The sequence below is a fragment of the Kitasatospora sp. NPDC056531 genome, assembly GCF_042794375.1.
Taxonomy (GTDB): domain Bacteria; phylum Actinomycetota; class Actinomycetes; order Streptomycetales; family Streptomycetaceae; genus Kitasatospora.
In genome coordinates, this window is the sequence record NZ_JBHTTU010000017.1 from 95,443 (window position 1) to 118,703 (window position 23,261).

Annotated in this window: 25 protein-coding genes and 2 pseudogenes; 15 read left to right on the forward strand and 12 right to left on the reverse strand. The window is 72.2% G+C overall.

Annotated elements, in window-relative coordinates:
* Nucleotides 1-126: 126 nt before the first annotated feature.
* From ACFQ87_RS17680 to ACFQ87_RS17690, 3 genes are all read left to right on the forward strand, one after another.
* Nucleotides 127-759, forward strand: a complete 633-nt coding sequence (locus ACFQ87_RS17680) for a TetR/AcrR family transcriptional regulator (protein WP_380611670.1) — start codon at nt 127-129, stop codon at nt 757-759.
* Nucleotides 760-841: 82 nt separating this feature from the next.
* On the forward strand, nt 842-1,315 hold the full coding sequence (locus ACFQ87_RS17685; protein WP_380611671.1) for a hypothetical protein: 474 nt from the start codon (nt 842-844) through the stop codon (nt 1,313-1,315).
* An 89-nt stretch (nt 1,316-1,404) separates the two neighbouring features.
* The gene (locus tag ACFQ87_RS17690) at nt 1,405-1,569 is read left to right on the forward strand and encodes a hypothetical protein (RefSeq protein ID WP_380611672.1); all 165 of its coding nucleotides are present in this window, start codon (nt 1,405-1,407) and stop codon (nt 1,567-1,569) included.
* Nucleotides 1,570-1,638: 69 nt separating this feature from the next.
* On the opposite strand, the gene ACFQ87_RS17695 is transcribed toward ACFQ87_RS17690, so the two are convergent.
* The 5 genes from ACFQ87_RS17695 to ACFQ87_RS17715 form a co-directional block, all read right to left on the reverse strand.
* Nucleotides 1,639-2,553, reverse strand: coding sequence for an AraC family transcriptional regulator (locus ACFQ87_RS17695; protein WP_380611673.1), 915 nt, complete (start codon nt 2,551-2,553; stop codon nt 1,639-1,641).
* A gap of 1,044 nt (nt 2,554-3,597) precedes the next feature.
* Nucleotides 3,598-3,768, reverse strand: coding sequence for a hypothetical protein (locus tag ACFQ87_RS17700; RefSeq protein WP_380611674.1), 171 nt, complete (start codon nt 3,766-3,768; stop codon nt 3,598-3,600).
* 97 nt (nt 3,769-3,865) lie between these two features.
* Nucleotides 3,866-4,567 carry a hypothetical protein gene (locus ACFQ87_RS17705; RefSeq protein WP_380611675.1) on the reverse strand — a complete coding sequence of 234 codons (702 nt, stop codon included), beginning with the start codon at nt 4,565-4,567 and terminating at the stop codon, nt 3,866-3,868.
* A complete protein-coding gene (locus ACFQ87_RS17710) occupies nt 4,567-5,187 on the reverse strand; it encodes a SigE family RNA polymerase sigma factor (protein WP_380611676.1) in 621 nt (206 codons plus the stop codon). Before ACFQ87_RS17710 ends, ACFQ87_RS17705 begins: the two co-directional genes overlap by 1 nt.
* A 1,025-nt stretch (nt 5,188-6,212) precedes the next feature.
* Nucleotides 6,213-6,722 carry an ArsI/CadI family heavy metal resistance metalloenzyme gene (locus tag ACFQ87_RS17715; RefSeq protein WP_380611677.1) on the reverse strand — a complete coding sequence of 170 codons (510 nt, stop codon included), beginning with the start codon at nt 6,720-6,722 and terminating at the stop codon, nt 6,213-6,215.
* 88 nt (nt 6,723-6,810) lie between these two features.
* Here ACFQ87_RS17715 and ACFQ87_RS17720 point away from each other — a divergent pair, with 88 nt between their 5' ends.
* Genes ACFQ87_RS17720 through ACFQ87_RS17730 form a run of 3 tightly spaced genes read left to right on the forward strand, consistent with a single transcriptional unit; the run spans nt 6,811 to nt 8,404 of the window.
* Nucleotides 6,811-7,203 carry an ArsR/SmtB family transcription factor gene (locus ACFQ87_RS17720; protein WP_380611678.1) on the forward strand — a complete coding sequence of 131 codons (393 nt, stop codon included), beginning with the start codon at nt 6,811-6,813 and terminating at the stop codon, nt 7,201-7,203.
* Complete coding sequence (locus ACFQ87_RS17725; RefSeq protein WP_380611679.1) at nt 7,200-7,949, forward strand: aquaporin; 750 nt, start codon at nt 7,200-7,202, stop codon at nt 7,947-7,949. The genes ACFQ87_RS17720 and ACFQ87_RS17725 overlap by 4 nt, the downstream gene beginning before the upstream one ends.
* Before the next feature lie 35 nt (nt 7,950-7,984).
* Nucleotides 7,985-8,404: an arsenate reductase ArsC gene (locus ACFQ87_RS17730; RefSeq protein ID WP_380611680.1), complete on the forward strand. Its 420-nt coding sequence runs from the start codon at nt 7,985-7,987 to the stop codon at nt 8,402-8,404.
* Nucleotides 8,405-8,547: 143 nt separating this feature from the next.
* Here the strand turns inward: ACFQ87_RS17730 and ACFQ87_RS17735 are convergent.
* Nucleotides 8,548-9,097, reverse strand: a pseudogene (locus ACFQ87_RS17735) (integrase core domain-containing protein); the annotation flags it as partial.
* A gap of 553 nt (nt 9,098-9,650) precedes the next feature.
* On the opposite strand from ACFQ87_RS17735, the gene ACFQ87_RS17740 reads away from it, so the two are divergent.
* The 4 genes from ACFQ87_RS17740 to ACFQ87_RS17755 all read left to right on the forward strand — a co-directional run bounded on the left by ACFQ87_RS17740 (nt 9,651) and on the right by ACFQ87_RS17755 (nt 12,504).
* A complete protein-coding gene (locus ACFQ87_RS17740; RefSeq protein WP_355676402.1) occupies nt 9,651-9,731 on the forward strand; it encodes a tryptorubin family RiPP precursor in 81 nt (26 codons plus the stop codon).
* A 96-nt stretch (nt 9,732-9,827) separates the two neighbouring features.
* Nucleotides 9,828-10,886 carry a cytochrome P450 gene (locus tag ACFQ87_RS17745; RefSeq protein ID WP_380611681.1) on the forward strand — a complete coding sequence of 353 codons (1,059 nt, stop codon included), beginning with the start codon at nt 9,828-9,830 and terminating at the stop codon, nt 10,884-10,886.
* The gene (locus ACFQ87_RS17750; RefSeq protein WP_380611682.1) at nt 10,873-12,177 is read left to right on the forward strand and encodes a cytochrome P450; all 1,305 of its coding nucleotides are present in this window, start codon (nt 10,873-10,875) and stop codon (nt 12,175-12,177) included. The genes ACFQ87_RS17745 and ACFQ87_RS17750 overlap by 14 nt, the downstream gene beginning before the upstream one ends.
* Before the next feature lie 147 nt (nt 12,178-12,324).
* Nucleotides 12,325-12,504 (forward strand): hypothetical protein, encoded by a 180-nt coding sequence (locus ACFQ87_RS17755; protein WP_380611683.1) that lies wholly within the window; start codon nt 12,325-12,327, stop codon nt 12,502-12,504.
* 149 nt (nt 12,505-12,653) lie between these two features.
* Here the strand turns inward: ACFQ87_RS17755 and ACFQ87_RS17760 are convergent, their stop codons facing one another.
* The gene (locus ACFQ87_RS17760; protein ID WP_380611684.1) at nt 12,654-13,460 is read right to left on the reverse strand and encodes a multicopper oxidase family protein; all 807 of its coding nucleotides are present in this window, start codon (nt 13,458-13,460) and stop codon (nt 12,654-12,656) included.
* A 964-nt stretch (nt 13,461-14,424) separates the two neighbouring features.
* Nucleotides 14,425-15,078, reverse strand: coding sequence for a hypothetical protein (locus ACFQ87_RS17765; RefSeq protein ID WP_380611685.1), 654 nt, complete (start codon nt 15,076-15,078; stop codon nt 14,425-14,427).
* A 468-nt stretch (nt 15,079-15,546) separates the two neighbouring features.
* Here ACFQ87_RS17765 and ACFQ87_RS17770 point away from each other — a divergent pair, with 468 nt between their 5' ends.
* Nucleotides 15,547-16,128 carry a hypothetical protein gene (locus tag ACFQ87_RS17770; RefSeq protein WP_380611686.1) on the forward strand — a complete coding sequence of 194 codons (582 nt, stop codon included), beginning with the start codon at nt 15,547-15,549 and terminating at the stop codon, nt 16,126-16,128.
* A gap of 534 nt (nt 16,129-16,662) precedes the next feature.
* On the opposite strand, the gene ACFQ87_RS17775 is transcribed toward ACFQ87_RS17770, so the two are convergent.
* Both ACFQ87_RS17775 and ACFQ87_RS17780 read right to left on the reverse strand, forming a co-directional pair.
* On the reverse strand, nt 16,663-17,172 hold the full coding sequence (locus ACFQ87_RS17775; RefSeq protein WP_380611687.1) for a hypothetical protein: 510 nt from the start codon (nt 17,170-17,172) through the stop codon (nt 16,663-16,665).
* 461 nt (nt 17,173-17,633) lie between these two features.
* Nucleotides 17,634-18,836: an alpha/beta fold hydrolase gene (locus ACFQ87_RS17780; protein ID WP_380611688.1), complete on the reverse strand. Its 1,203-nt coding sequence runs from the start codon at nt 18,834-18,836 to the stop codon at nt 17,634-17,636.
* A 113-nt stretch (nt 18,837-18,949) separates the two neighbouring features.
* On the opposite strand from ACFQ87_RS17780, the gene ACFQ87_RS17785 reads away from it, so the two are divergent.
* The 4 genes from ACFQ87_RS17785 to ACFQ87_RS17800 all read left to right on the forward strand — a co-directional run bounded on the left by ACFQ87_RS17785 (nt 18,950) and on the right by ACFQ87_RS17800 (nt 21,454).
* Nucleotides 18,950-19,567, forward strand: a complete 618-nt coding sequence (locus ACFQ87_RS17785; RefSeq protein ID WP_380611689.1) for a TetR-like C-terminal domain-containing protein — start codon at nt 18,950-18,952, stop codon at nt 19,565-19,567.
* A gap of 285 nt (nt 19,568-19,852) precedes the next feature.
* Nucleotides 19,853-20,017, forward strand: coding sequence for a hypothetical protein (locus ACFQ87_RS17790; protein ID WP_380611690.1), 165 nt, complete (start codon nt 19,853-19,855; stop codon nt 20,015-20,017).
* A 39-nt stretch (nt 20,018-20,056) separates the two neighbouring features.
* A complete protein-coding gene (locus ACFQ87_RS17795) occupies nt 20,057-20,278 on the forward strand; it encodes a sigma factor-like helix-turn-helix DNA-binding protein (protein WP_380611691.1) in 222 nt (73 codons plus the stop codon).
* Nucleotides 20,279-20,518: 240 nt separating this feature from the next.
* Entirely contained in the window at nt 20,519-21,454 is a 936-nt protein-coding gene (locus ACFQ87_RS17800; protein WP_380611692.1) for a hypothetical protein, read from the forward strand.
* 63 nt (nt 21,455-21,517) lie between these two features.
* On the opposite strand, the pseudogene ACFQ87_RS17805 reads toward ACFQ87_RS17800, so the two are convergent.
* Nucleotides 21,518-21,778: pseudogene (locus tag ACFQ87_RS17805) on the reverse strand (helix-turn-helix domain-containing protein); the annotation flags it as partial.
* Between the two features lie 73 nt (nt 21,779-21,851).
* A complete protein-coding gene (locus ACFQ87_RS17810; protein WP_380611693.1) occupies nt 21,852-22,316 on the reverse strand; it encodes an integrase core domain-containing protein in 465 nt (154 codons plus the stop codon).
* Nucleotides 22,317-23,261 lie beyond the last annotated feature (945 nt).

The window sequence follows — 23,261 nt, forward strand, 5'->3', positions numbered from 1 at the left end:
CGAACAGCCCTCTCGTACACAGTGGGACGGCGACGGCCCCCCAAAAAAACTCATTGCACTCAGCGTGCAACGCGTAGACTTGCACTCGTGGTGCAAGAATGTCAACGAGAGACCGGAGGAGCCCACGTGAAGCGGACCGAAGCCGCCGCACCCGCCACTGACGGACGCACGGAGCGCGGGCGACAGACCCGGGAGAAGATCGCCGACGCGATGCTGTCGCTACTCGACGAGGGCCAGGCCCACTTCCCCGCCGACAAGGTGGCCGAGCGGGCGGGAGTCTCCCGCCGGCTGGTGTTCCACCACTTCGCGGACATGGCCGAACTGGCCGAAGTCGCCGTCAACCGGCGCCTGGAGCAGTTGGCGGCCCAGATCCTGCCCGTCCCCACCCAGGGGCCGCGTGACCTGCGGGTGGCGGCCGTCGCGGAGCAGCGCGCCCGCATCCTGGAGGGCGTCACCCCCGCCCGACTCGCGATCATGCGGCTGGAGAACCCGTCCCCCCGGGTCCAGGAGGCCGTTCAGCAGATGCTGGACTTCGCCCGCCTGAGGCTCTCCCAGATCTTCGCCCTGGAACTCGTCCCCCTGCCCGAGCCGACTCGGACGGACCTGCTCAACGGCCTGGACGCAGTGACCACGTGGAGCGCCTGGCACCACTGGCGCAGCTCCGGGCTGAGCATCGAGGAGGCCCGGCACACCATGGCCGCGACCGTGCACGCGCTCCTCGCCGCCGCTGACCGAGTGAAGGCCGACCGTCCCGACTGAGCCCTGACCGGACCGACCAGTGCGAGGGTAGGGCCCGCCCCGTCACCAAGACGCCACTGGCGAATGCGGCACATCGCACCCCTTGAGCCGGGGTGTTGCCACGACCGCTAGAACGGAAGGCACCATCGGTCTGGGGCTCGGCCCGGGCCCCGGCGCCGGCGACCGTGCGCTGGACCTGTCCGCACCGCTCGGCCCGCAGGGCGTGGCGGTGGAGATCGAAGGCCCGGACGGCCTGGTCGCCGGGGCCCACGGGCTCCCGCTCACACCCGACGAAGACGCCCCGTCCGACGCGGGCGCCACCGTCCACGTCGCACCCGAGAACGGCGCCTCCGTACAGGTCACCCTCCCCGCCGAGGCCCTGTGCCCGGGCGTCGACGGCTTCGCCCTCCAGCAGTTCCTGGTGGCGCCGACCGACTCGCACAACACCATCACCGGCCAGCCGCCCTACCGGCTCACGGTCTCCACATCCGATCCGGCGATCGGCGCGCTGCGGCGCCAGGTGGGCTCGACGGTGCCCGGCGACGTGCTGGCGACCGACGACCGGGCACCCCGCTGACCAGAGTCACCTGAGACACCGTCGGCGAATACAAGGCGGGCCTCTGGCCCAACTACGGGTCGCCCTCGAAGCCCCTCGCGATCTCCAGTGTGGACAGCGTGACCCTCGGCAACACCGTGCACGTCTTCGTGGTCGGCACCGACGGCAAGGTCTACGGCCGCGACGGAAGGCTCGGCGACAGCTGGACCCCGTGGGTCAAGGTCCCCGGCGGCGCCGCCGATACCAAGGCCATCACCGCCACCACCACCGGCTGACCGCTCGGAAACCGGTGGGGGCCCGGCCGATGCCCGGGCGCCCACCGCGCCGATCCGCAGGACCGGCGGCTACTCCTGCGAGGTTGCGGACAGTGCCCGGTGCCGGTGCTCACTGGGGGAGAGCCCGTACGCGGACTTGAAGGCGCGGCAGAACTCCGGGGCCCGGGGAATGCCACAGCGGGCGGCGACGACGTGGACCGGCACGGCGCACAGCGCGGGGTCGGCCAGCTCGCGGTGAGCCTTCTTCAGTCGTTGGCCGCGGATCCAGGCGGCGACGGTCTCACCCTGCGACTCCTGGGTGAAGAGGCGGTGCAGGTAGCTGACGGAGATGTGGTGGGCGGCGGCGACCTCGGACGGGGTCAGACCAATGTCGTGAAGGTTGTGCCGGATAAACGACCGGACGTTCTCCACCAGGGCCCGCCGCCGGGCATCCGGCGACAGTGTGTGCTCGGCGTCGAGCTCGCGGGCCATCCACGCCGCCACCAGGTCGACTAGGACCACCCCGATCCGGGATGCCTCGGCGGGCCGCAGCACAGCGGCCTGTCGGTGCAGGCCGCGCAGGAACTCCAGGAGCAGTGCACCGGCGCCATTGCGCCCGAGAAGCCCCTGGCCCAGCAGACCGCGCACCTGACGCCGGGGAATCGACAGCATCGCCGCCGGGACGTCGATGCCCACGCCTTCGACCCGGGGTTCCGCCGGGCCGGTAGCGCGGGCGCTGGTGGCGCGGGCTTCATACGGATGTGAGCTGTCCGCCAGGAATATGTCGCCGGGCCCGTAGACCTCGGTCCGGCCGGTGCAGTGCCTCATCGCCATGGTGCCGCTGAGCATCAATGTCAGGTGGACCAACTCCGGATCCGACTGCCGTACCATGCGCTCGGTCCGCCGGAACCGTGCGGACGGGAACGACGTCCCCAGCAGGACCACCGGCCCCAGCTCCGAACGCTGCATCTGTGCGGTGAAGTTGCCGGCGTGAGCGCTGCTCATCTCGCAGTCCCGCGTCCTTGTGATCGCCTCCCGCCAGTAATCGAAACAGTCCTCCGCGGGCATACCATCGGCGTGCAGCGCGCCCTCCGTCCCCATGGACATCTCCGCCCCCTCCGTGTCCGATTCCTTGCCGAACCGGCGAGGCCTCCCCGACGACATCATGGGGGTCTCATGGCGACCCGGCCAAGTGGGAGTTTCGGACACGACCCGGGCGGTCTCGGCCCAGCCACCGTCCGCAAAGTCGGTGTCGGGTGTCCAGCCACACTCCCCGCACTCGGCGCGGCCCCGCCATCCGACCGGGTCGGCGTCTTCCTCGTCGCAGTCGTGGTCGGCGTCGACCAGGCCGCCATCCTCGAACCAGGCCTCACCTGTGCTGCCGCAGTCTCCGCAGTACCAGTCGGCGCCCTGTGCAACGACGAGCGCTTCGGCACGGCCGCTGACCGCGCCGAGGAACTCCTCGGCCACGTCCTCGGTCCGCCAACCCGCTTGCCGGCCGCCGCGCGGTTCGAGAAGCCGGTGCCACTGCAGTTCACGATCTCCGCGCCGCAGTGGGGGTACCCCCGTCAGCGGCGAGCCCTCGGCGGTGTGCCGGGACCGGTTGAAACGGTCCACCGGATCACCCGCCCGGACACCGAACCTTGTGGGGATCTGGTCCTGCCGGCGCTCGCGCAGGAGCTCCAGGAACGATCGCAGCGCCTGAACGTACGCGCGGCGGGTCCCCGGCGCGCCAGCGCCGGAACGGCTCCGCCTCGCCCAGCCGCTCGGTCTCCTGGTCCTGGACGAAGCGCAGCACCGGCGGCGCGGGCAGCACCGCCAGGTCGAAGCCGAGCTCTTCGAGCAGCTCCCTGCCCAGCGCCTGCGGCGGGTCCTCGCCGTCCTCGACCCAGGCCTCCGGCCAAGGAGTGCTGGAGACCGGCCGGGCGCTGACGCCGGATCAGGCAGACCCGGCCTCGTGAATCAGCACCGCGCACATCCGCACCCGACCCGACCCGGTCACCGCGCTGGTGGTCACTGCCGGGCCCGGGTCGGGCAAGCGGGCTCATGTCAGGTCGTCCGGACGACCACCCCGCCCGGGGTCAGACGCTCGCTCGACCAGGTCCGGCAGCACCCGCCGCCGTCCGACCGGGCCGGGGCCGACGGCCATCCGGAGCGGACCAGGGCGGTGGGCACGGCCGGACGGCGGCGACGGCGGCGCCTGGTCATGGGTGTCGTCATGTCGCAGGCTCTGCCCACCCAGCCGTCTCACCGAACCCGACCGCCGCCACGCCCGACCAGCGAGCGGCCGGCACCGGGACCGCGATGACGGTCTGATTCAGGACGGCAGCGTCTTGCTCGCCAGCATCCTCCCCTGGGCGTCGTACGCGGCGATCTTGATGCCCTTGAGCGGGTCCTTCTTCGGATCGGTGGAGGGCTTGAGACTGGACCCCCAGACATAGCCGCTGGCGTAGCCCGGGCTGCCGGGGAGCGAGGCGACGGTGGCCCAGTACGCCCGGCCGTCCAGCTCGATGGTCATCCGGGCCACCTGCCCGGGCCCGTGGTAGACGAGGTTGTACAGACCCTCGTGGTTCTGCCCAGGGGCCCCGTAGTACTGCATGGTGATCTCGCTCGCGCCCGCCGCCCAGGAGTACCCGCTGCATCCCGGGCCGCTTCCGTAGGCGGGAGCGTCGTGGATGCAGATCTCCTGGTCCTTCAGCTGCACCCACCAGTCCGGGCGGCCCAACGGCAGCTGCTGGCCGGACTCCACCACCACGGCCTCGGGAGCCGGTCCGACCGGTACCCGCGGAGCCTGCGCGGCCGGTCCGACGTCCTGGGCCCCGCGCTGCGCGGACAGCACCGCACCGGTGCCGGCCACCACCGCGAGTGCGGCCACCACGGCTGATGCGCCCATCGCCACCCGGCGCACCCGTCGCTGCCGACGCACGTGGATCCGTACGGGCTCGGCGGACCAGTCCGCCACCGTGGCCCGGGCCGCCTCGTCCCGCAGGGCGTCGCGCACCATGTCCTCGGTGTCCATCACCTGTTGCCTCCGTTCGTGCCGTCGGTCGTCGAACCGGTGCCCGTCGAGTACGGGGCCAGCGCCGGGTGTCGGCGCAGTTTCGCCAGGCCTCGGCTGGCCTGGCTCTTCACGTTGCCCAGTGAGCAGCCGAGGATCTCGGCGACCTGGTGTTCGCTCATGTCCTCCCAGTAGCGCAGGACGACCACGGCCCGCTGGCGCTGCGGCAGCTGCGCCAGCGCCTGGAGCAGCACCGAGCGCTCCTCGACATCGCGGTGGCCGCCGCCTGCGGTGTGCACCCGATCGGGCAGGACGGGCACGAGCAGCTGTCTGACCCGGCGCCGCCGGTGGCGGCTCAGGTTGTTGTTCACCAGGGCCCGGTGGACATAGGCGTCCGGCTCCTCCAGGCGGCTGATCCGGGACCAGTTCCTGAAGACCTTCGCGAACGTCGCCTGCACCACGTCCTCGGCCTCGTGGTAGTCGCCTGTGAGCAGGTAGGCGGTGCGCACCAGCCGCCGCCAGCGCGTGGCGGCGAACCCCTCGAAGTCGAGCTCCCGCAGGCCGGGGCCGCCCGCGGAAGCCGGTGCCGTGACGGGCCGAGGCCGGTCCTCCACCGGGACGGGCAATATGCTCGCGGTCATTCGATTCCTCTTCGCGTCCGCGCGACGACCCGATCGGACCATCGCTCTGCCCTACTCACCGCCGCGCCGCCGCAAGGGTTGCATGGCTCTGTCCGCGAGAACGGGCCCCGGCTCAACTTCCGGGCGCTATCGCTGATTGAGGGGTCCTCCGCTGGTTGATCACGGCGCCAGGAGGATGGCGCGCCTTCCGCACCGCGGCCGGCTCCGCCTTGACGACCACTTTCCCCGAAACCGTGCACCCGAGCGCCCAGCCGCTCGGCGTGGAGAAGCCGGCCGTCCGACACGGACACGAGCACCTGCTCGACGTCGGCCGGATCCACGCCGCCTTCGTCGCCGACGCCCGCACTCGCGGCGAGGTATGCGGCCCGCTCGACCTCGTCCCCGCCCCGGAGATGCCCACCGGCGGCACCGAGGTCTACCGGCCCGCCGCCCACCTCGCGTACACCGCAGGCCAAGGCGACGACGGGCACCGCCTGCGGGCGTTCGTCGAACGCCACCGCCCCGGTGTCGGCGCCGAGGAGACCGCGGCGCAGCTGGCGGCCTGCGCCCGGGCGTGGGAGCAGGCGGGCGAGGACGGGGCGGGTCGGGCGTGGGAGCGGCGCTGGCGCTCCTTCCCGCGGCTGCTGGTGGTCCTGGTCGGCACGGCGGCCGCCGGGGTGCGCGGCGCGGTGGCGGACCTGCGGCTGGCCGCCGAGGAGAACCCGGCCACCACCGAGATACTGGCCGCCGTCCCGGCCGGCGCCGCCCGCATCGAGGACCTGGTGCAGCGCAGACCGTCCGCGCCCGTCTGGCACCCGCTCGGCGCCCGGGGCGGGCGTGCGGGTGGACGGAGCTGTAGGCGGCGGGCGGGAACGGCGAAGGGGCGGCCCGCGCTCGGGCCGCCGCTTTCCATCGCTGTTCTGCCTTCCCGAGCGGCCGAAGCCGCTCCCGGCAAGGCCACGATCAGCCCATGGCCGCACCGCAACGGCGGGCGCGGGCAAGTGACTTATCGTCCGGCCCGGCGCCGGGTCCGACAGGGAAGGGTGTCAGCTGCCGCACGCGCAGCCGGCGGCGGCCTTCGCCTCGGCCGGGCTCTGGGCCGGGTCGAGGGCTTCCTCGTCCGGCATGCAGCAGGCGGTGGTGCCGCAGCAGGCCTCCGGCGCGCTGTCGGCGCTCTTGCCGAGGGTGTCGGCGTCGGCCTTGACGACGTAGACCTCCCAGGGCTCCTTGCCGGGGCCGTGCACCCACACCTTGTCCTGGAGCGCGTAGCAGCAGGAGGTGTCGTTCTCCTCGAAGGTGGCCAGGCCCGCGTCCTTGAGCCGGGTGGTGGCGGCGGCGACCTGTTCGGTGGACTCGACCTCGACGCCGAGGTGGTCCAGGCGGGTGTCCTGGCCGGGCCCGCCCTCGATGAGGACGAGCTTGAGCGGGGGCTCGGTGATGGCGAAGTTCGCGTAGCCGGGGCGGCGCTTGGCGGGCTCGGTGCCGAAGAGCTTGGAGTAGAAGGCGACGGAGCCTTCGAGATCGGCGACGCGCAGGGCGAGCTGAACACGGGACATGGCTGTCTCCCCGATCCGAGGTCTTGTTTCGATAGCTATCGATACAGCGAGCTTGCCCCTCCGAATAGATGACTGTCAACATAGACGTATGTCGAATCTCGAATTGCCGGTGCTCGACCGGGACGACGCGGCCGCGTGCTGCTCGCCGATGGTCCGCGAGCCACTCGGGGAAGGGGCCGCCGCCGACCTGGCGAAGATGTTCAAGGCCCTGTCGGACCCGGTCCGCCTGCGCCTGCTGTCGCTGATCGCCTCCCACGAGGGCGGCGAGGCGTGCGTCTGCGACCTGACCGGCCCGTTCGACGTCTCCCAGCCGACCATCTCCCACCACCTGAAGGTGCTGCGCGAGGCCGGCCTCGTCGACTCCGAGCGCCGAGGGACCTGGGTCTACTACTGGGTGCTGCCGGCCGCCCTGGCCAGGCTCTCCTCCCTCCTTGAGGCCCCGGCCACCACCACTGCCCAGGCCGCAGGGGGCGCGAGATGACCGAGACAGCCCCGCTCAAGCGCCGGGCGGCGGTCGAGTTCGTCGGGACCGGCGCCCTGGTCGCGGTCGTGGTCGGCTCCGGCATCCAGGCCGCCAAGCTCTCCCAGGACGTCGGTGTGCAGCTGCTGGCCAACTCCCTGGCCACCGTGTTCGGCCTGGGCGTGCTGATCGCGCTGCTCGGCCCGGTCTCCGGCGCGCACTTCAACCCGGTGGTCACCCTGGCCGCCTGGTGGACCGGCCGCCGCAGCGGCGAGGGACCGGCGGCGCGCGAGGTCGCCGCCTACGTGCCCGCCCAGATCTCCGGGGCGATCGGCGGGGCGGTGCTGGCGGACGCGATGTTCGCCGAGCCGTTGGTGCACTGGTCCGTCCATGACCGCTCGGCTCCGCACCTGTGGCTGGGCGAGGTCGTCGCCACCGCCGGCCTGGTCCTGCTGATCTTCGGCCTGGCCCGCGCCGGCCGTGCACACTTCGCCCCGGTCGCCGTCGCCTCCTACATCGGCGCCGCGTACTGGTTCACCTCCAGCACCAGCTTCGCCAACCCTGCCGTGACGATCGGCCGGGCGTTCACGGACACCTTCGCGGGCATCGCGCCCGCCTCGGTGCTGCCGTTCGTCGGCGCCCAGCTCGTCGGCCTCGTGGTCGGCGTCGCCCTGGTCGCCGTGCTGTTCGGCCGACCCAGCGCGCCCGTCGCCGAGGACGTCGTGGTCCCGCACGGCGAGCACCACCTGGCCGCCACCAGCCGCTGAACCCCACCCCGCACCTGCCCCGAGGGAAGAGATCCGTGAGCACTCCCGCCGTCCCGTCCGTGCTGTTCGTCTGCGTCCACAACGCCGGCCGCTCCCAGATGGCCGCCGCCTTCCTCACCCACCTCGGTGGTGAGCGGGTCGAGGTCCGCTCGGCCGGCTCCGCCCCCGCCGACACCGTGAACCCGGCCGTGGTCGAGGCCCTGGCCGAGGTCGGCATCGACATCTCCGCCGAGGTGCCGAAGGTGCTCACCGCCGAGGCGGTGCAGGCCTCCGACGTGGTGATCACCATGGGCTGCGGCGACGCCTGCCCGTACTTCCCCGGCAAGCAGTACCTGGACTGGAAGCTCGACGACCCGGCTGGCCAGGGCGTGGACGCCGTCCGCCCGATCCGCGACGAGATCGCCCAGCGCATCCGCGGCCTGCTCGCCGACCTCGGCATCGAGGCCGCCGCGTGACCACCACGTCGGTGACCGTCTAGAGACGGCCGTCGTGGAGCAGGACCGCACACACCCGCACCCGGACCGGCTCGGTGTGCGCGGCGGTGGACCTGTGACGCCTGCGGACGCACCTGTGGGGCTCGGAAAGTCGTCGCTGCTGGTCAAGCCGCGTACCGATACTCATTGATGAGGCCGCCGAGGACGCGGGTACGCAGGAGTCTGCGGCTTTCGAGGTCGTGAGCGATGGTGGGCTGCTGATCGGCGCCGGGTGGTATCTGGTTGCGGGCCCGGTGGGGACGGTGCTCGTTGTAGTGCCGTTGGTAGGCGGCCAGGACCTGCCGGGCGTGGGCCTCGTTCATGATGAGGACGTGGTCCAGGGCCTCACGGCGGATGCTGCCGATCATTCGCTCGCAGTGGGCGTTCATCCGGGGAGCCCGGGGCGCGCTCTTCAGGATCCTCCATCTCCTCGGCCTCGAAGACGGCATCGAACGACTGCCCGTACTTGCCGTCGCGGTCACGCAGCAGGAAGCGCAGGGAGTCCGTGCGCCTGCCGAGGTCGGTGGCTGCGTTTCGGGCCTGCTGCACCGCCCACTCCCGGGTGGGGCGGGCGGTGACGCCGACGATGTGCAGGCGACGGGTACCGTGCTCGAGCAGCGCCAGTGCGTACAGGCGTCTGCCGAGCACGGTATCGAGATGGGAGAAGTCGACGGCCGTGTCGCGGCGATGCAGCACCTCGGGGACGGACAGCAGCTTGCGCGCCACCTTGTACAGCATCGAAACGATCACGCGAGCATCGTGCCGGCCCAGGCCGTACCACCCCTGTCACCTGCGGCGATGACTTTTCGAGCCCGACACGAGGCCCCCTGGCCCGGCCTCACCGGGTCCGAGCGCGCGCTGCGCCGGGCCGAGGAGACGCTCATGCGCCCGCAGCCGGGTCCACCACCACGACCCGGACCGATAGCCGGACCGACACTCCCGTCCCCGCCCCGGCCGAGCACATCGCCCGCCTGTACGCCGCGCTCGGCCCGGCCCCCGACACGAGCGAATGTGCTGGGCCAGAACGGTTCGGCGGCCGAATTCGGTTCACGAATTCAGAAAATTTTTCCATCCTTTCTCGGGACGGTGGGGCGAACCGGACATCGGGTGGGTCTCGGGACTTCTTCCTGAACAACCCGTTGACAGCAGCATCGAAGGGGGGATTTACTGGCGCCCAGCGCACTGAATTTCCAAATTCAGGGCATTCCGTTTCATGGAGGTGACACACATGAAGATTCTGTTCGCGATCCGCAACACGCTGAGCGGCCAGGAAAGCCTCAAGAAGAAGGCCTGGTACTTCTGGTACTAAGCCGGGGAATTCGTCCCCGCCCCCGGGCGGGGACGAGCCCGGCATTCTCCCTTCCGACCGACGACCCGTCAGCCCTGCCGGCCCCGGAGACCCGCCATGTCGCTCACCGCCAGCTCGCGCACCCGCACCACGGTGTTCGCGCCGCGCCTCGCTGCCCTGCTCCGGGACCACCTGGGCCGGGACGTGTTCCGCCTGGAGCCCGACACCGTCGGAGTGGCCGGCCCCGAGGCCATGGACCGCATCCTGGCCGCCCGCCGCGCCACCGAGACCGAGCGGCCCACTTTCAAGCCGCTGCACGGCCGCTCGATAGGCCGCCCCGAGGCCGCCGCGATCATGCGGACCATCGGCGCCGACGTGCGCGCGGCCCTGAAGAATCCCATTCCGGAGAATGTCGACCTGAGCGGTCCGTGGCCGATCACCGGCCATTTCTTCCTGCGCGACCTCATTCTCGGGAACGATCCGTACCGGCTCCGGCTGCTGATGAGCCGCTATCTGGAATTGACGCCGAAACTCACCTGGTCGGTCATCGCGGCCGGCGCCGCGCTGCCCCGGCGCCCCCGGCCGGACGACCGGCTGACGGCGCTGGCCAGCCTCTTCACCGACGCCGCCGGCTACCAGGACCGCCGCTACGCGATGGGGATGTACCGGCGCGCCGCCGCCCCCGTCTGCTTCACCGTCTCCACCCTGGTGGCCAACGCGCTCTGGCTCGGTGCGCCGTTCGACGAGGACGTCTCCAACCGCAACCTCATCCACGAGTCGGCCCGGCTGCTGCCGCCGTCCTGGAACATCCTGCGCTACGCCTCCCCGGAGTATCCCGCCATCGACCAGCGGATCGGGCCGGCCGACGACGTGCTGATCCTGCCGCTGCTCTCGCACCGCGACCCGGCGCTGTGGGACGCCCCGGAGAAGTTCCGCCCCGAGCGCTGGGACTCGCTCGACCCGGACACCGCTCCCGGCTACCTGCCGTTCGGCCACAGCTCCGAACGCTGCTGGGGCCGCCACATGGTGATGCCGCTGGCCGAGCTGCTGCTCGACCTGATCCGGCGCCAGGGCCTGACCGTCGACCCGGAGCAGCAGCGGGCCAAGGTGCCGCTGGTCGGACTGCTCGGCGTGGAGGAGGTCCGACTGGTCGGGGGCCACCGTGGCCGCCTTTGAGCCGACCGCCGCAGCGGCCGCGCCCGTGGCTGCCACCGAGCCGACCACCCCGGCGACTGCGTCCGCAGCCGCCGCTGAGCCGAGCGGTGCGGCCGCTGCTGAGCCACTCGCCGCCGAACCGGTGCCGGTCGGCGCGGAGTTCTTCGCCCACCAGCACCAGGAGTACCGGCGCTGGCGCGAGCAGGGCGTCGTGCGGCGGGTCCGGTTCGGCGAGCCGGTGCCGATCGAGGGCTGGCTGGTCACCGGCCACGCCGCCTGCCGCGCCGCGCTGGCCGATCCCCGGCTGAGCAAGGAGGGCGCCGCCGAGCGGTACGGCGCGCTGCTCGGCAACACCGAGGGCCCCGGCGCCGGCCTGATGCGCCACATGCTCAACACCGACCCTCCCCACCACACCCGGCTGCGCCGGCTGGTCCAACAGGCCTTCACCGCCCGCCGGGTGGCCGCGCTGCGCCCCCTGGTCGAGGCCCGGGTCGACCGCCTGCTGGACGCCCTGGCGGGTCGCGCCGAGGCCGACCTGATCGCGGACTTCGCACTGCCGCTGCCCCTCGGGGTGATATCCGACCTGCTCGGCGCACCGGCGGACGGCCGCACCGCCCTGCAGGTGCGCGGCAACGCCGAGGCCGAGGGCGACGGCGAAGTCTCGGTGCCGACCGCCGAGTCGATGCTGCGGCACATCCAGGAGCTGCTGGACCACAAGCGCGAGCACCCGGCCGACGACCTGCTCAGCGGCCTGTTGGCGGCCCGCGACGGTGACGACCGGCTGACCGGGCCGGAGATCACCTCGATGTGCTTCCTGCTGGTGCTGGCCGGCCACCAGACCACCGTCAACCTGATCGCCAACGGCATGCTTACCCTGCTCGACCACCCGGAGGAGCTCGCCGCACTGCGCGCCGCCCCGAACCTGCTGGCCGGTGCGATCGACGAAGTGCTGCGCTACGAGAGCCCGTTCGCGATCGCCTCGCTGCGCTACACCACCGAGCCAGTGGTCATCGCCGGCACCAGGATCCCGGCGGGGGAGTTCGTGCAGCTCGGTCTGCTGGCCGCCAACCGCGACCCGGCCGCCTTCCCGGACCCGGATCGGTTCGACATCACCCGGGACGGTACCGGGCACCTGGCGTTCGGCCACGGCATCCACCACTGCCTGGGCGCACCGCTGGCCCGGCTGCAGGCCGAGGTGGCGTTCGGCCGACTGTTCCGGCGCTGGCCCGCACTGCGGCTGGCCGAGCGGCCGGTGTGGCAGGAGAACCCGAGGCACCACGGACTACTGCGACTGCCGGTGCTCCTTGGCTAGGGTCGGGGGTCGGCATCGCCGAGGACCAGGAGCTCGCCGCCGCGCGGGCGGCGACCCCGGCAAAGCCGAAGATGTCCCGCGCCAACCGCTTCCAGCAGGGCCTGGCGGCGCTCGCGGCACTCGTCGAGAGGGAGGGGACACGTCCGGGTGCCTCGGCCACACAAGGAGCCGCTGGAGACCCTGGAGGCTGGCCCCGGGGGTGAGGAGCGGGTAGTGGTGTCGCACTTCGCCCTGGGCACCTGGCTGAACAACCAGAAGGCCCGCCGAGCGAAGCTGGCCCCTGGCCAACTCGCGGAGCTCACCGAGCACGGTGTGGAGTGGGCGTAGCGGGCCGTCCCGGCCGGGCTGGTGTCCGGTGCCGGCGGTAGGCTGCCGGGGCTCCGAGAAGGCACAGGAAGGCCCTCACCTGCGGGTGGCCGGCCTCCAGCGCCCGGGCTCAGCTTGGTGACCCAGTCGGCCATACTCCTGGTCGCGGGTCAGGCCCGATAGGCCAGGACCCCGATCATCCCGGCCTCTTCGTGATACGCGTTGTGGCAGTGGGTGACCCACTGGCCAGGATTGTCCGTGTCGAACTCGCAGGTGACCGTCTGTCCGGGAAGCACCATGACGGTGTCCTTCCGGGGGCCATTCGGTCCTCCGACGGCGAAGCTGTGGCCGTGGAAGTGCATCGGGTGCCACATCATCGTGGTGTTGGTGTAGCTCAGCCGCACACGTCGGCCGGATGTCATGACCGCCAGGGGTACCTTGGGGTTGTACGCCAGGTTGTCCAAGCCCCACTGGTAGCCGACCATCGAGCCGGTCATGGCGATGGGGATGTCCTGGTCGACCGTACGAGCTTCGAGTTGGTGGCCCTGGGCGGCGGTCAGGGACGCCACGTTTCGTCCTCCCACCACCGTGCCGGTGAGCTGCGCGGGGCGTGTGGTGGGCGGTGGCATCGAGCCGGACGAGGTCCGCACCACGGCGAATGCGCTGTCGCTCTTGCCCTCGGCGAGGGCGACGAGGGGGAAAACCCCGTCCTTGAGCGTGACGATGACGTCGTAGCGCTCGCCCATCCCGATGAGCACGCAGTCCGCTTCCACGGGCTCAACGGGAGTTCCGTCCGTCTGGACCACCTGCATGCGGTGGTCGCCCAGAGCGACCAGGAACGCGGTGTCGGCACCGGCGTTGATGAGCCGTAGCCTCACCCGGCTGCCCGGCTTGCCTCTGAAAGTGACGGGGGATCTGGCGATCCGGCCGTTGATCAGGTAGTAGGGGTGCCGCACATCTCCCGGGTCTCCGTCCATGCCGTGCATCCAGGGGCCGACGTAGTAGCGGCCACGCCATCGGTGAACGACAGCACCTCGGCCGGATCGCTCCTGCGGGGCGCGGGCGGGTGGCGCCGGCGGGGGCGTGGAGGTAGCCGGGCAGGGCGACCAGGAACATGTCGACGACGCAGTGGCTGAGGTTCTCCACCGTGCCCTTCAACTCCGGCCGGCGCGGCGGGAGGTCCTGCACCGGGACCGCGAGCGTGCCGAGCGCCCGGGTGACCGTGGCGCACAGGAACTCCTTGCCGCGGTCGACCCGCACCAGTTCCGGCAACCCGCCGATCGGGCCGTACGGGCCGCCCGGCTCATCCCGTGACAAGGCGATCCGCAGCGCGGCCAGCACCGCGTCCTGGGGGGCTGGTGTGGGGTGACGGCCACACCGGTGATGGCGTTCCTCGCACAGTCGATGAACCACGTCACCCACGGCCGCACCAGTTCCCCGTCCAGCTCGACCTCGACGGGCAGGTGCTTGTGGTCGCCCTCCCAGCAGGCGTTGCGCCACTGCGGCGGACGCGCCAGATGCACATCATGCGCCCAGCTGGAACGCTCACCGCCTTTCAGCGCGGCCCGCTGACCAGCGTTCAGATCCCGGCGCACCGCCCGCTGAAACGTCGCCGACGACGGCACATCCACTCCCCCACCGGTGTCCGGACGGCACGGCGCATCCGCTCCCTCGTCTCCGCTGGCGGGCGCGTCCGTGCGAGCCTGCGCGACCAGTTCCCGGTGGACCGCCGCCGCGTTCCCTCCCCACGGGGCCAGCCGCGCGTGGATCTCCTCGGTCACCGTGAACCGCCGCCCGGGCCTGGGGGTGCTCCGGCCTTCCTCGCGGGCCGTCTGAAGCCATCGCTGCACCGTCCGCACCGACCGGCCCGCCGAAACCGCCGTAAGGCGCACCTGCTCCGGTGTCAGCGGGCCCCGTTCCTCCAGGGCCCGAAGCCGGCCGTCAGCTGACTGACAGCCGCCTGACTGGCAGTAACGGCTGCCTGACAAGGCTTCGCGAAGTCCTCGCCGATGGCCCGCGCCACACCTGCGGACTTGTAGCCAGCCTCTGACGAGCCGGCAGGTCCCGGTCGTCCCCGGCGTCGGGGTCGTCCGTCCGTGCGGCGGCGGCGAGTTCGGTGAGGTGCGGTGCGGTGCGGTGCAACAGGCTGCCGGGGGCGGCGCCGCCGAGCGGGTTCGGCAGCCCGGGGGCGGCGAGCGCGCGGACGGCGCCCGCGGCCTCCCGCCAGCCGCCCCGGTTCGCCGGGTCGGTGACGGCCCGTCGGGCCACGTCTGCGGTCTCCGGGGCCCAGGCGGCCCAGCGCGGCAACGCGGCGAGGGCGGGCGTGGCGACTTCCGGGTCCGGCGCGGCGGCGACGGAGGCCACCAGGTGGGCGTAGCGGGCCCGGCGGGTCGTGGGAAGGTGCCCCGGGTCGGCCCGCAGTACGGCGCGGCGCACGGGTGGCGGAGCCTGCCAGGCGGCCTCGGCGAGCAGTTCCCGGACGGGTTCGGCGTCCAGCAGGCCGGTCGTGAAGGCGATCGCCGCGGCGCGTACGTCGCGGTGCTGGCCTTCGACGCGGTACGGACCCACCACACCCACCGTCTGATGCCCACTCACGGCCACCAGCATCGCAGACCCGCATCCCGCCCCCGGCGGGAGGGAATCCAGGGTGGCGCACGACCCCGGACGGGCTGAGCGTCGAACAGGCCCGGTCCGGCGTCGACCGGCTCGCCCCGCGGACGGACGGGCGACGCCGCCGGATCAACGGGGCCGTCGGCGCACGGTCGCCCAAGCCCGCGCCGGCGGGCCGGCTCCGCTCGGTCTTCGACGGGCCGGGCGGCGCGCTGTGAGGGGGCGGCGTCGGTCGGTGCGCTCGGCACCGGTGACCGGTTGCGGTTCCAAGATCTGCTAGCTTTTCGGCCTCGGTGCCCTTGTGCGAAGCGTGTGACCTGTTGTTGCGCGTGTCCTGGCCCTGGCACCGGTCTCTTGATCGACCACGGGGGAAGTCATCAACGCATATGCGGGCGCCGACGGCCCGGGTGTATACGGCCCGTTCGACGACGCGCCCACCGGGCTCGTCGGCCGATGAACGGTTCGCTGCGGAACACCCGCCGGCTGGGCGTCGCGGTCGCCGCCCTGACGCTCGCCCTGACCGCGTGCTCGTCCAACGCCGGGGCGCCCGAGCGGCTCGTACCACCCGACCAGGCCCTCCAGCGGATGGACGCCCTGCTCGACGAGTCGCTGACCGACGTCCGGCCGGCACTGCGGTACTGGGACGACAACCCCGACGCGGTCGAGCAGTACGCCAAGGGTCTCGACGAGCACTCCCTCGACTACGCGAACGCCAACCGGCGGCGCCACATCATGACCAAGATCGCGCCGGCCAAGTACAGCACCCTGCTGGACATGGTCGAACGCGGCTGGAAGGCCAAGGGGTACACCGTCACCAGGACCGACTCCAAGCCTCCCAGCAGCGTCGCCGGCGCCCCGGACGGCGCAGGTGTCGGGATCACCGTCCACGACTCCGGGATCATCGACATCACGGCGCAGGTCGCCCCCGTCCCGGTGATCCACGGCGCCTTCGGGACGCCCACCCCCGTTCCGACCATGCCCAACGGCAACCCCGACGACGTCCCCGCGTACGACGACCCCTTCTGGTCCGTATGACCGGCTGTCACGGCAGCGGCGCGGGGGCCTGAGGGCCTGGTACCCGACCGGGCTCGTTCGCGTGCGGCGGCGCCTGGGTCTCGTGGGCGGCGGGCCGCAGGGGCGGGTGAAGGCCTCGCGCCCGGCGTGGCGGGCCGCGCGGAAGGCCCGGTCGTGCCGGTCGATGTCGTGCACGGCGGTGCGGTGCACGAGGAGTGCCGGTGCGGCGGCCGAGCGGCGCCGCACCATACGCACCGGCACCCTCCGGCAGGGCGGGCGTTTCGCGTGGTCGGTGCGGGCGGCCGGGAAGTGTTCCTCGTCCTCGCGGTGGGTCCTGGCGGCCGCGCCCGGCGTGGCGGGGTGGCAGGTGCCGCCCTTGCGGTGCGTCCGGTGGCGGGTCCGGGTGCGGACGCGGGGTCCGGGTGCGGACGCGGGGTCCGGGTGCGGACGCGGGGTCCGGGTGCCGGGTCCGTTGACGCACGCCGCCCCTGGTGCCGGGTGCGGGCACCAGGGGCGGCCGGGCAGGTGCTCGGGGTGGTCACCCGCGGCGGGGCGTCACTGCCAGACGCGGTAGACCGCCTCGCGTGCCCGGCCGAGGTACTGCTGGTAGGTGCCCAGGTGCCAGGCCGCCCAGGAGGCCCAGCCGCGGCCGGTGCCGTCGTTGTCGATCGCGTGGGCCTTGCGGGCCGACCAGCCCATGTCCTGCCAGTTCTCGGGGGTGACGACCCCGGCATCGTGGCCGTGGACCTCGGGGTACCACCGCTCGTTGATCTGCCAGGCACCGAGGTCCTTGGTGCCCGGGTCGGGGTCGGTGGGGAGGTTGGTGTGGACGGCCAGGCGGTCGCAGCCGGACTCGGCCATGGCGATCGCCACGGCGTAGATCGCGTCGTCATTGCGGCCCTCGCCGGACTTGTCCTTCGCGAAGCCCGCCCACTGGGCCTCGCGGGCGCAGGCGTCGATGCCGCTCTGGTCCCCGGAGGCGTTGGCGGTGAAGGTGGTCGAGGTGAGGCTGAGGGCCAGGACGGCGACTGAACCGGTCAGCAGGGCGCGGGTCTTACGCAGCACGAGAGTTCTCCCTTCGGTAGCGGCCCGAGGTCGGGCCGGTACGGGGAAGGACGCTATGCAGCGTCGGTAGACAAACAATCAACAAGCGGGAGACAGCCGGTTCGTGCGGGGGGATGCCGTCCCGCGCCGGAGCCCGTGACCGGCGCAGGCCGATGCTGCGGGGCCTTCCCGGCCGGCGCCGGGTGCGGCGGGGACGCGAGCGCCGGCCGGGGCCTTGGGGCAGCCCCGCGAACGCGGCCGTAACGCCACCGCACCGGCCCGAGCGGCCCGTGCTCGGCCGGGAGTTCCAGCGTGGTCGCGACGACCGGCACGGCGTCGTCGTACTCGCGCCGGCGTCCCCGTCGTTGTCGTCGTTGTCGTGGTGCGTGACGGTCCACCGGGTGCCGCTCCCGCCCCCTGTGCGAGGCGTTGGGCGTTCAGCCGACAGGCCGCTGCGCCGGGGCGAGCGCGGGGGTGGGGGCTCAGGCCGTGGCGAGGGTGGTGTCGAGCCAGTCGAAGGTGACCTGCTGGAAGCGGAACATGGCCCCCATGTGGCAGTGCTCGCCCGCGCCTTCGGCCTCGGGGAGGGTGATCAGGGTGTGCGGGCAGGTCAGGGCGGCCCGGACGCGCTGGGGCTGGCCGCGGAAGAACTGGTCGTTCTCGGCGTCCAGGACGAGGGTGGGGCAGTCGATGAGCTGGGCGACGCCGTCCAGGGTGTAGGCGGCGGTGCGGCGGATGTAGTCGGGGACCGAGGTGGCGCCGAACGTCCACACGCCGTTGTTCAGGGCCCAGCGCAGCTTCGTGCTGCCCTGCATGAGCAGGTGCAGGACGGGGTCGGCGAGGTCGTCCCGTCCGGTGGCGACCCACTCCCGCAGGAACGGCGGCATGAGGTGCAGGTGGGCGTCGTGGTAGTCGTAGAGGCCGTCGTCCAGGAGCAGGGCGGCCAGGCGGTGCTCGTGGGCGGCGGCGCGGGCGGCCAGGTATCCGCCGAGGCTGTAGCCCAGCAGGGCGAGCCGGTCGGGGGCGATCTCGGGCCGCGTCAGCGCGTAGTCGACCACCGGGGTGACCACAGCCTCCCAGTCCGGGCGGAAGACCAGGTGCTGCTCGCGCAGCGCGGCGCCTTGGCCGGGGCCGTCGTAGGCCAGCACGTTGTAGCCGCGGCGCAGCGCGGCCGCGGCGACGACGAAATAGGCCTCTTCCAGGGTGGAATCGAAACCGCTGGTGAAGATGATCGTGGGGCGGGGGGTGGCGGAGTCGTCGGCGAGGAAGAGGTAGCCGGGCAGGGTGGTGTCCTGGTAGGGGATCCGGACGGCCTCGACGGGGGTGTCCATCAGGGTTGCGGCGGTCGCGAAGGTCTCGCGGGAGAGGGCGGACAGGAGCTTGACCTCGGGGTCGTCGGCGGGGTCGTCGCGTCGGTAGAACTCGGCGGTGCGGTAGTAGTTCGACGCGCGCAGCAGGGCCTGGCGGGCGCTGACCCGGTGTCCGGCCGCCAGGGCGTGGTCGGCGATGGCGTGGGTGCGCTGCGCGGTCTTCTTCCACTCCCGCAGCCAGGCCTGCTCGTCGCCTTCCGGGATGTTGCGGGCGGTGGTCAGGACATCGCCCAGGTCGGCGCCGCCGTCGTTGGCGAATCCGGCCGCGCGCAGTGCTTCGAAGGAGAACGACTCGTCGTCGAACAGGAATCGCATGATGCAGCTCCCCGACTCTTATCGAGACGGAACGGTTCCGTCTCGACTGCGGATGAAACGCTAGCCCTCGTCCGGTCGATACGCAACCGTTCCGTCTCGTGTAGATTCCGGGCATGCCCACCGCGCCCGACCCCCGGCCCCCCTCCCCCGAGCGACGACTGCCCGGAGGACCCGTGCTCCAGGACTCCCTGACCGAGGCCCTCTCAGTGGCCTTCTTCGAGGAACTGGCGTCGACCGGCTACGCGCGGCTCTCACTGGAAGCCGTCGCCAAGCGCGCCGGAGCGGGCAAAGCCGCCATCTACCGCCGCTGGCCGTCCAAACTGGAGATGACCATCGCCCTGGTCACCCGCTTCGCCGTCGACACGCCCGAGGCCGTCGACAGCGGCACCCTGCGCGGCGACGTGCTCGCCTTCCTCACCCAGACCGCCGCCGCCCTGCGCCACCCGCTGCCGTCCAGGATCATCCCCGACCTGCTCGCCGAGAGCACCCGCAACCCCGAACTCGCGCAAGCCCTCTCCACCGCCGTGCGCGACACCCGCCGCGCCAAGGCCACCCGCCTACTGGACCGGGCCGTCGAGCGCGGCGAACTCCCCGCCGACACCGACCGGGAGCTCGCCCTCGACCTCCTCGCCGGCCCCCTCTACTGGCGCCTCGCGGTCGTCCGCACCCCCACCGCCCCCGACTACCTCGACCGTCTCACCGACAAACTCCTCGCCGCCTTCACCGCCTGAGACCCGCCCGGCCCCCAGCCCCGGGACACCGGCCCGGCCCCCACCGGCCACCGAAATCGCGGCACACGACCGGCCGGCACGCCGCCCCGGAGCCCGCACACGCGCCCCACACACGGAACACCCCCGCACACCCACAGCTGCGTGGCGGCGTCGTACCCCGTCGGTCGGCGGCCGGCGGGGCGGTGAAGGCTCGCTGCCGCTGCGCTTCGCACCCGCGCGCGAGGAAGCGCAGCATGTTCGGCGTCCGGGGCGGCCGAAGCGCCACCAGACCGGTCCGACCGAGCCATGCTCGGCGAGGAGTTCCAGCGTGGTGGCGACGACCGGCACCGAGTCGTCGTAGACCCGCCAGCCGTCCCCGTCGTTGTCGTCCCGGTGCACCGTGCACCACCGCCCACCCTGCTCCACCCCGCACTCATCGCCTTCGTCCGCCAGATCTACACCACCGAGTGACACGAAGCCCGGCCCTGGGACACCCGACCCGCTGCCGCCATGCCCGCCGGCGCCATCGAACCCATCCACCGCCAGGCCCTCATGCTGCGCCTCAAGGGACTGACGCAAGCCGAGGTAGCGCAACACCTGGGCGTCTCCGAACGCGCCGTACGCAACGACATCGCCAGACTCCGCCACCTGTTCGGCGTGAAGGGTGAACTCGCCCTAAAACAAACCTTCGAACAGTTCGAAGCCGCCCAACGCATCGACCGACCCGCGTGAGCTACCCAGCTGGGGAAACTGCGGGGTGTATGACGCAAATTCAGCTCCTTGAACTGGTCCGGCTGAACGAGAGCACGACTGACTTGCTGCCACGTTCACGCCCTGGGGGCCGGGGCTGCCGGGCCATCGGGTACGGTCACGGTTTCACGTCCGCTCAGTTCCGGTGACGGTCCGTCCGGATCTCCACCGGGGGAGCGGTGAGTCCCACCCGAACCGTGTACAACCCTAGGGAGCTTCCTCGTGCACCAACTCCTGCGCCGGAGCCTTCCGGCCCTCGCCGCCCTCGGCATAGCCGTCGGCGCTCCGCTGCTCACCGCCGGCACCGCCCAGGCCCAGGCCGAGCACGGGTGCGGCGCCGTCGGCGTCCAGTTCTCCGTCGACGGTGGCAAGGGCTGGATCTCCGACGGCCGGATGTCCCAGCCGCACGGCGTCATCCAGGTCCGCCTGGTCGGCGACGTCGTGGACGGCTGCGACTACCGGGTCTCGCTGGCCTCCTACGACACCGAGGGGCCGACCTGGGCCACCTCGGGCAAGCAGACCTTCCTCGGCTGGGCGACCACGACGCTGCGCAGCGGGAACCGTCAGGCGACCCTGGACGTCTCCGCCCACCTGCCGAAGTGCTACGGCCAGATCGACCTGTACAACGGCGACAAGAAGTTCGACGGCGTCGCCAACCCCGCGCCGAGGTACCCGGACGGCGTCTTCCCGGACAACCTGATCTCGGCCTGGAACGGCGGCAAGGCCTGCGGGCCGACCCCGACGGGCACGCCGACCGTCCCGGTTCCGACCTCCTCGGCGTCGCCCACGGCCACCGCGACCCCGCACCCGACCGGGACGCCCACCGCCACGACGACGCCTTCGGCCACCGCCACCGCGACGGCCACCGCCTCGCCCTCCACCACCGCCAAGCCGTCGGCGCCGGCCACCACCGGGACGCCGTCCAGCGGCACCCCGTCGACCGCCCCGGCCGTGCCGGCGCCGTCCGCCCCGACGGACACGACCGGCCCGGTCGGCAAGCCGACCGCCAATCCGGTCTCGACCACGCCGGCCAGCACCCTGGCCAGCACGGGTGGCAACAGCAGCCAGATGATCGTCTACGGCGCTGGTGGGGCCGCGCTGCTCGCCGTCGGCGGGGGCGCGCTGGTGATCGCCCGCCGTCGGGGCGCCCGGCGCTGACGCGGCACCGCTGAGGTACCCAGGACGCCCGCGGTCCCCGGACCGCGGGCGTCCGTCGTCCGTTCACCCCCGGACGGTCCGGAACCGACGCCGGTACTCCGTCGGCGTCGTGCCGAGCTGGCGGCGGAACGCCCGCACGAGCGTGTCGGTGGTCCCGAACCCGCAGGTGGACGCGATGCGTTCGAGCGTCTCGTCGGTGGTCTCCAGCCGGTTGCGGGCCCGTTCGACGCGGGCCGACTCGACGTAGGCGCTCGGGGTGACGCCGAGCTCGGTCTTGAAGATCCGGGTCAACTGCCGCTCCCCGACGCGGGTGTGGGCGGCAATCTGGAAGCCGCCCTGCGGGGGCTGAGCGAAAAGCAGCTGGCCGAGTCCGCCCTGAAGGGTGTCAAAACTCCGGTCAGGCCGCTGAACTGGGGGCTTCCTGCGGGCTGCGAGGTGACTGGATCGGGGCGCCGTGGTACTCGTCGAGGAGTCCGCCGAGTACTCGACGGCGCCGAATGGCTGCGGCGGGCAACGGGATGATGTCGGGCTCGTCGTCCGGGGCCCGCAGCTCCAGACTGCGGTGGGCGCGGCCGGTGTTGTCGTGCTCGGTGTACTCGGCGAGGACGGCGGGCAGGTGCCGTTCGTCGGTGATGAGCAGTCGGTCGGTGCATTCGGCGCGCACGGTGCGTATCCATCGCTCCGCGAAGGCGTTCGAGCGCGGGCTCCGCGGCGGAGTCGGGATGGCGGTCGTGCCGTTGCCGGCGAGGACGGCGTCGAAGGCGGCGGTGGACTCGGTGTCGCGGTCGCGGATGGGGAACCGGAAGTCGTCGGCTCTGTCACCCAGGTCCACCATCAACAGGTTCCGGGCGAGCCGGGCCACCCACTCCCCCGTAGGGTGCCTTGTGGCGCGCCGAGGACATGGACACGCCTGGTCTTGATCTCCATGACGAAGTAGACGTACAGGCGCTTGAGGAGCACGGTGTCCACGTGCGTGAAATCGCAGGCCACAAGCGTGTGAGCGTGGGCATGCAGGAAGGTCCGCCGGCTCTGCCGGGAGGCGCGCCGGGGTGCGGGCGCCAGTGCGAGGCGGCGAAGGACTCGGCGGACGGTGGCAGCGGCGACCCGATGACCGAGCCGTCGAAGCCCGCCTCGGATCCTGACGTAGCCCCGGGTCGGGTTGTCCTTTGCCGGGCGCCGGATGAGTGCGACGATCTCCTCGGGCAGCGGTGGCCGACCGGGCCTGGCCGGCGGCTGTCGCCACTTCCAGCGCACCAGGCGCCGATGCCAGGCCGACAACGTGCCCGGGGTGACCAGCCGGTGGCGGCGCAGCGTGGTCGGTAGCTTTCGGGCGAGTGCGGAGAGTACCGCGCGGTCGGCCCACGACATCCGTGGTCGCTCGATCCGGCGGCGGAGCAAGGCGACCTCGTGACGCAGGACGAGGATCTCGGTGCTTCTCGCAGCTGACGAGCGCCCCAGTAGTGTCAGCCAGTCCAACACCCGGCAGAAGATCAACTGATTGTTTCAGATTGAGTTGAGCTGCCGACCGTGTCTCGTCGCCGAAGTCGCGTGGCCTACCTACGGCCACCGCTGACGCTTCAGTGCTCACGCACGGGGGACGATCAGCGGTGGCCGAGGCATGGAGGGCTAGCCCCATCCTCCGCACGTGACACGTTCGGGTGAATGGATGGCATGACTGCCTTCTCGGGGATGGAAGTTCGCTTGGGTGGGAATGTGTCGATATCTCGTTCGCGTCGTTCCCGGGTCCAGCGTCCTCGTATGACGGTGGAGTTGGCCCCGGTGGTGGAGAGGCGTCTGGGCGCTCTGC

Coding starts and splice junctions, on each gene's coding strand:
- ACFQ87_RS17695 (WP_380611673.1), bottom strand. CDS start 2,553: ATGAGCAGCGCTCACGCCGGCAACTTCACCGCACAGATGCAGCGTTCG.
- ACFQ87_RS17700 (WP_380611674.1), bottom strand. CDS start 3,768: ATGACGACACCCATGACCAGGCGCCGCCGTCGCCGCCGTCCGGCCGTG.
- ACFQ87_RS17705 (WP_380611675.1), bottom strand. CDS start 4,567: ATGGACACCGAGGACATGGTGCGCGACGCCCTGCGGGACGAGGCGGCC.
- ACFQ87_RS17710 (WP_380611676.1), bottom strand. CDS start 5,187: ATGACCGCGAGCATATTGCCCGTCCCGGTGGAGGACCGGCCTCGGCCC.
- ACFQ87_RS17715 (WP_380611677.1), bottom strand. CDS start 6,722: ATGTCCCGTGTTCAGCTCGCCCTGCGCGTCGCCGATCTCGAAGGCTCC.
- ACFQ87_RS17720 (WP_380611678.1), top strand. CDS start 6,811: ATGTCGAATCTCGAATTGCCGGTGCTCGACCGGGACGACGCGGCCGCG.
- ACFQ87_RS17725 (WP_380611679.1), top strand. CDS start 7,200: ATGACCGAGACAGCCCCGCTCAAGCGCCGGGCGGCGGTCGAGTTCGTC.
- ACFQ87_RS17740 (WP_355676402.1), top strand. CDS start 9,651: ATGAAGATTCTGTTCGCGATCCGCAACACGCTGAGCGGCCAGGAAAGC.
- ACFQ87_RS17745 (WP_380611681.1), top strand. CDS start 9,828: ATGTCGCTCACCGCCAGCTCGCGCACCCGCACCACGGTGTTCGCGCCG.
- ACFQ87_RS17760 (WP_380611684.1), bottom strand. CDS start 13,460: ATGGACGGAGACCCGGGAGATGTGCGGCACCCCTACTACCTGATCAAC.
- ACFQ87_RS17770 (WP_380611686.1), top strand. CDS start 15,547: ATGAACGGTTCGCTGCGGAACACCCGCCGGCTGGGCGTCGCGGTCGCC.
- ACFQ87_RS17780 (WP_380611688.1), bottom strand. CDS start 18,836: ATGCGATTCCTGTTCGACGACGAGTCGTTCTCCTTCGAAGCACTGCGC.
- ACFQ87_RS17785 (WP_380611689.1), top strand. CDS start 18,950: ATGCCCACCGCGCCCGACCCCCGGCCCCCCTCCCCCGAGCGACGACTG.
- ACFQ87_RS17790 (WP_380611690.1), top strand. CDS start 19,853: ATGCTCGGCGAGGAGTTCCAGCGTGGTGGCGACGACCGGCACCGAGTC.
- ACFQ87_RS17795 (WP_380611691.1), top strand. CDS start 20,057: ATGCCCGCCGGCGCCATCGAACCCATCCACCGCCAGGCCCTCATGCTG.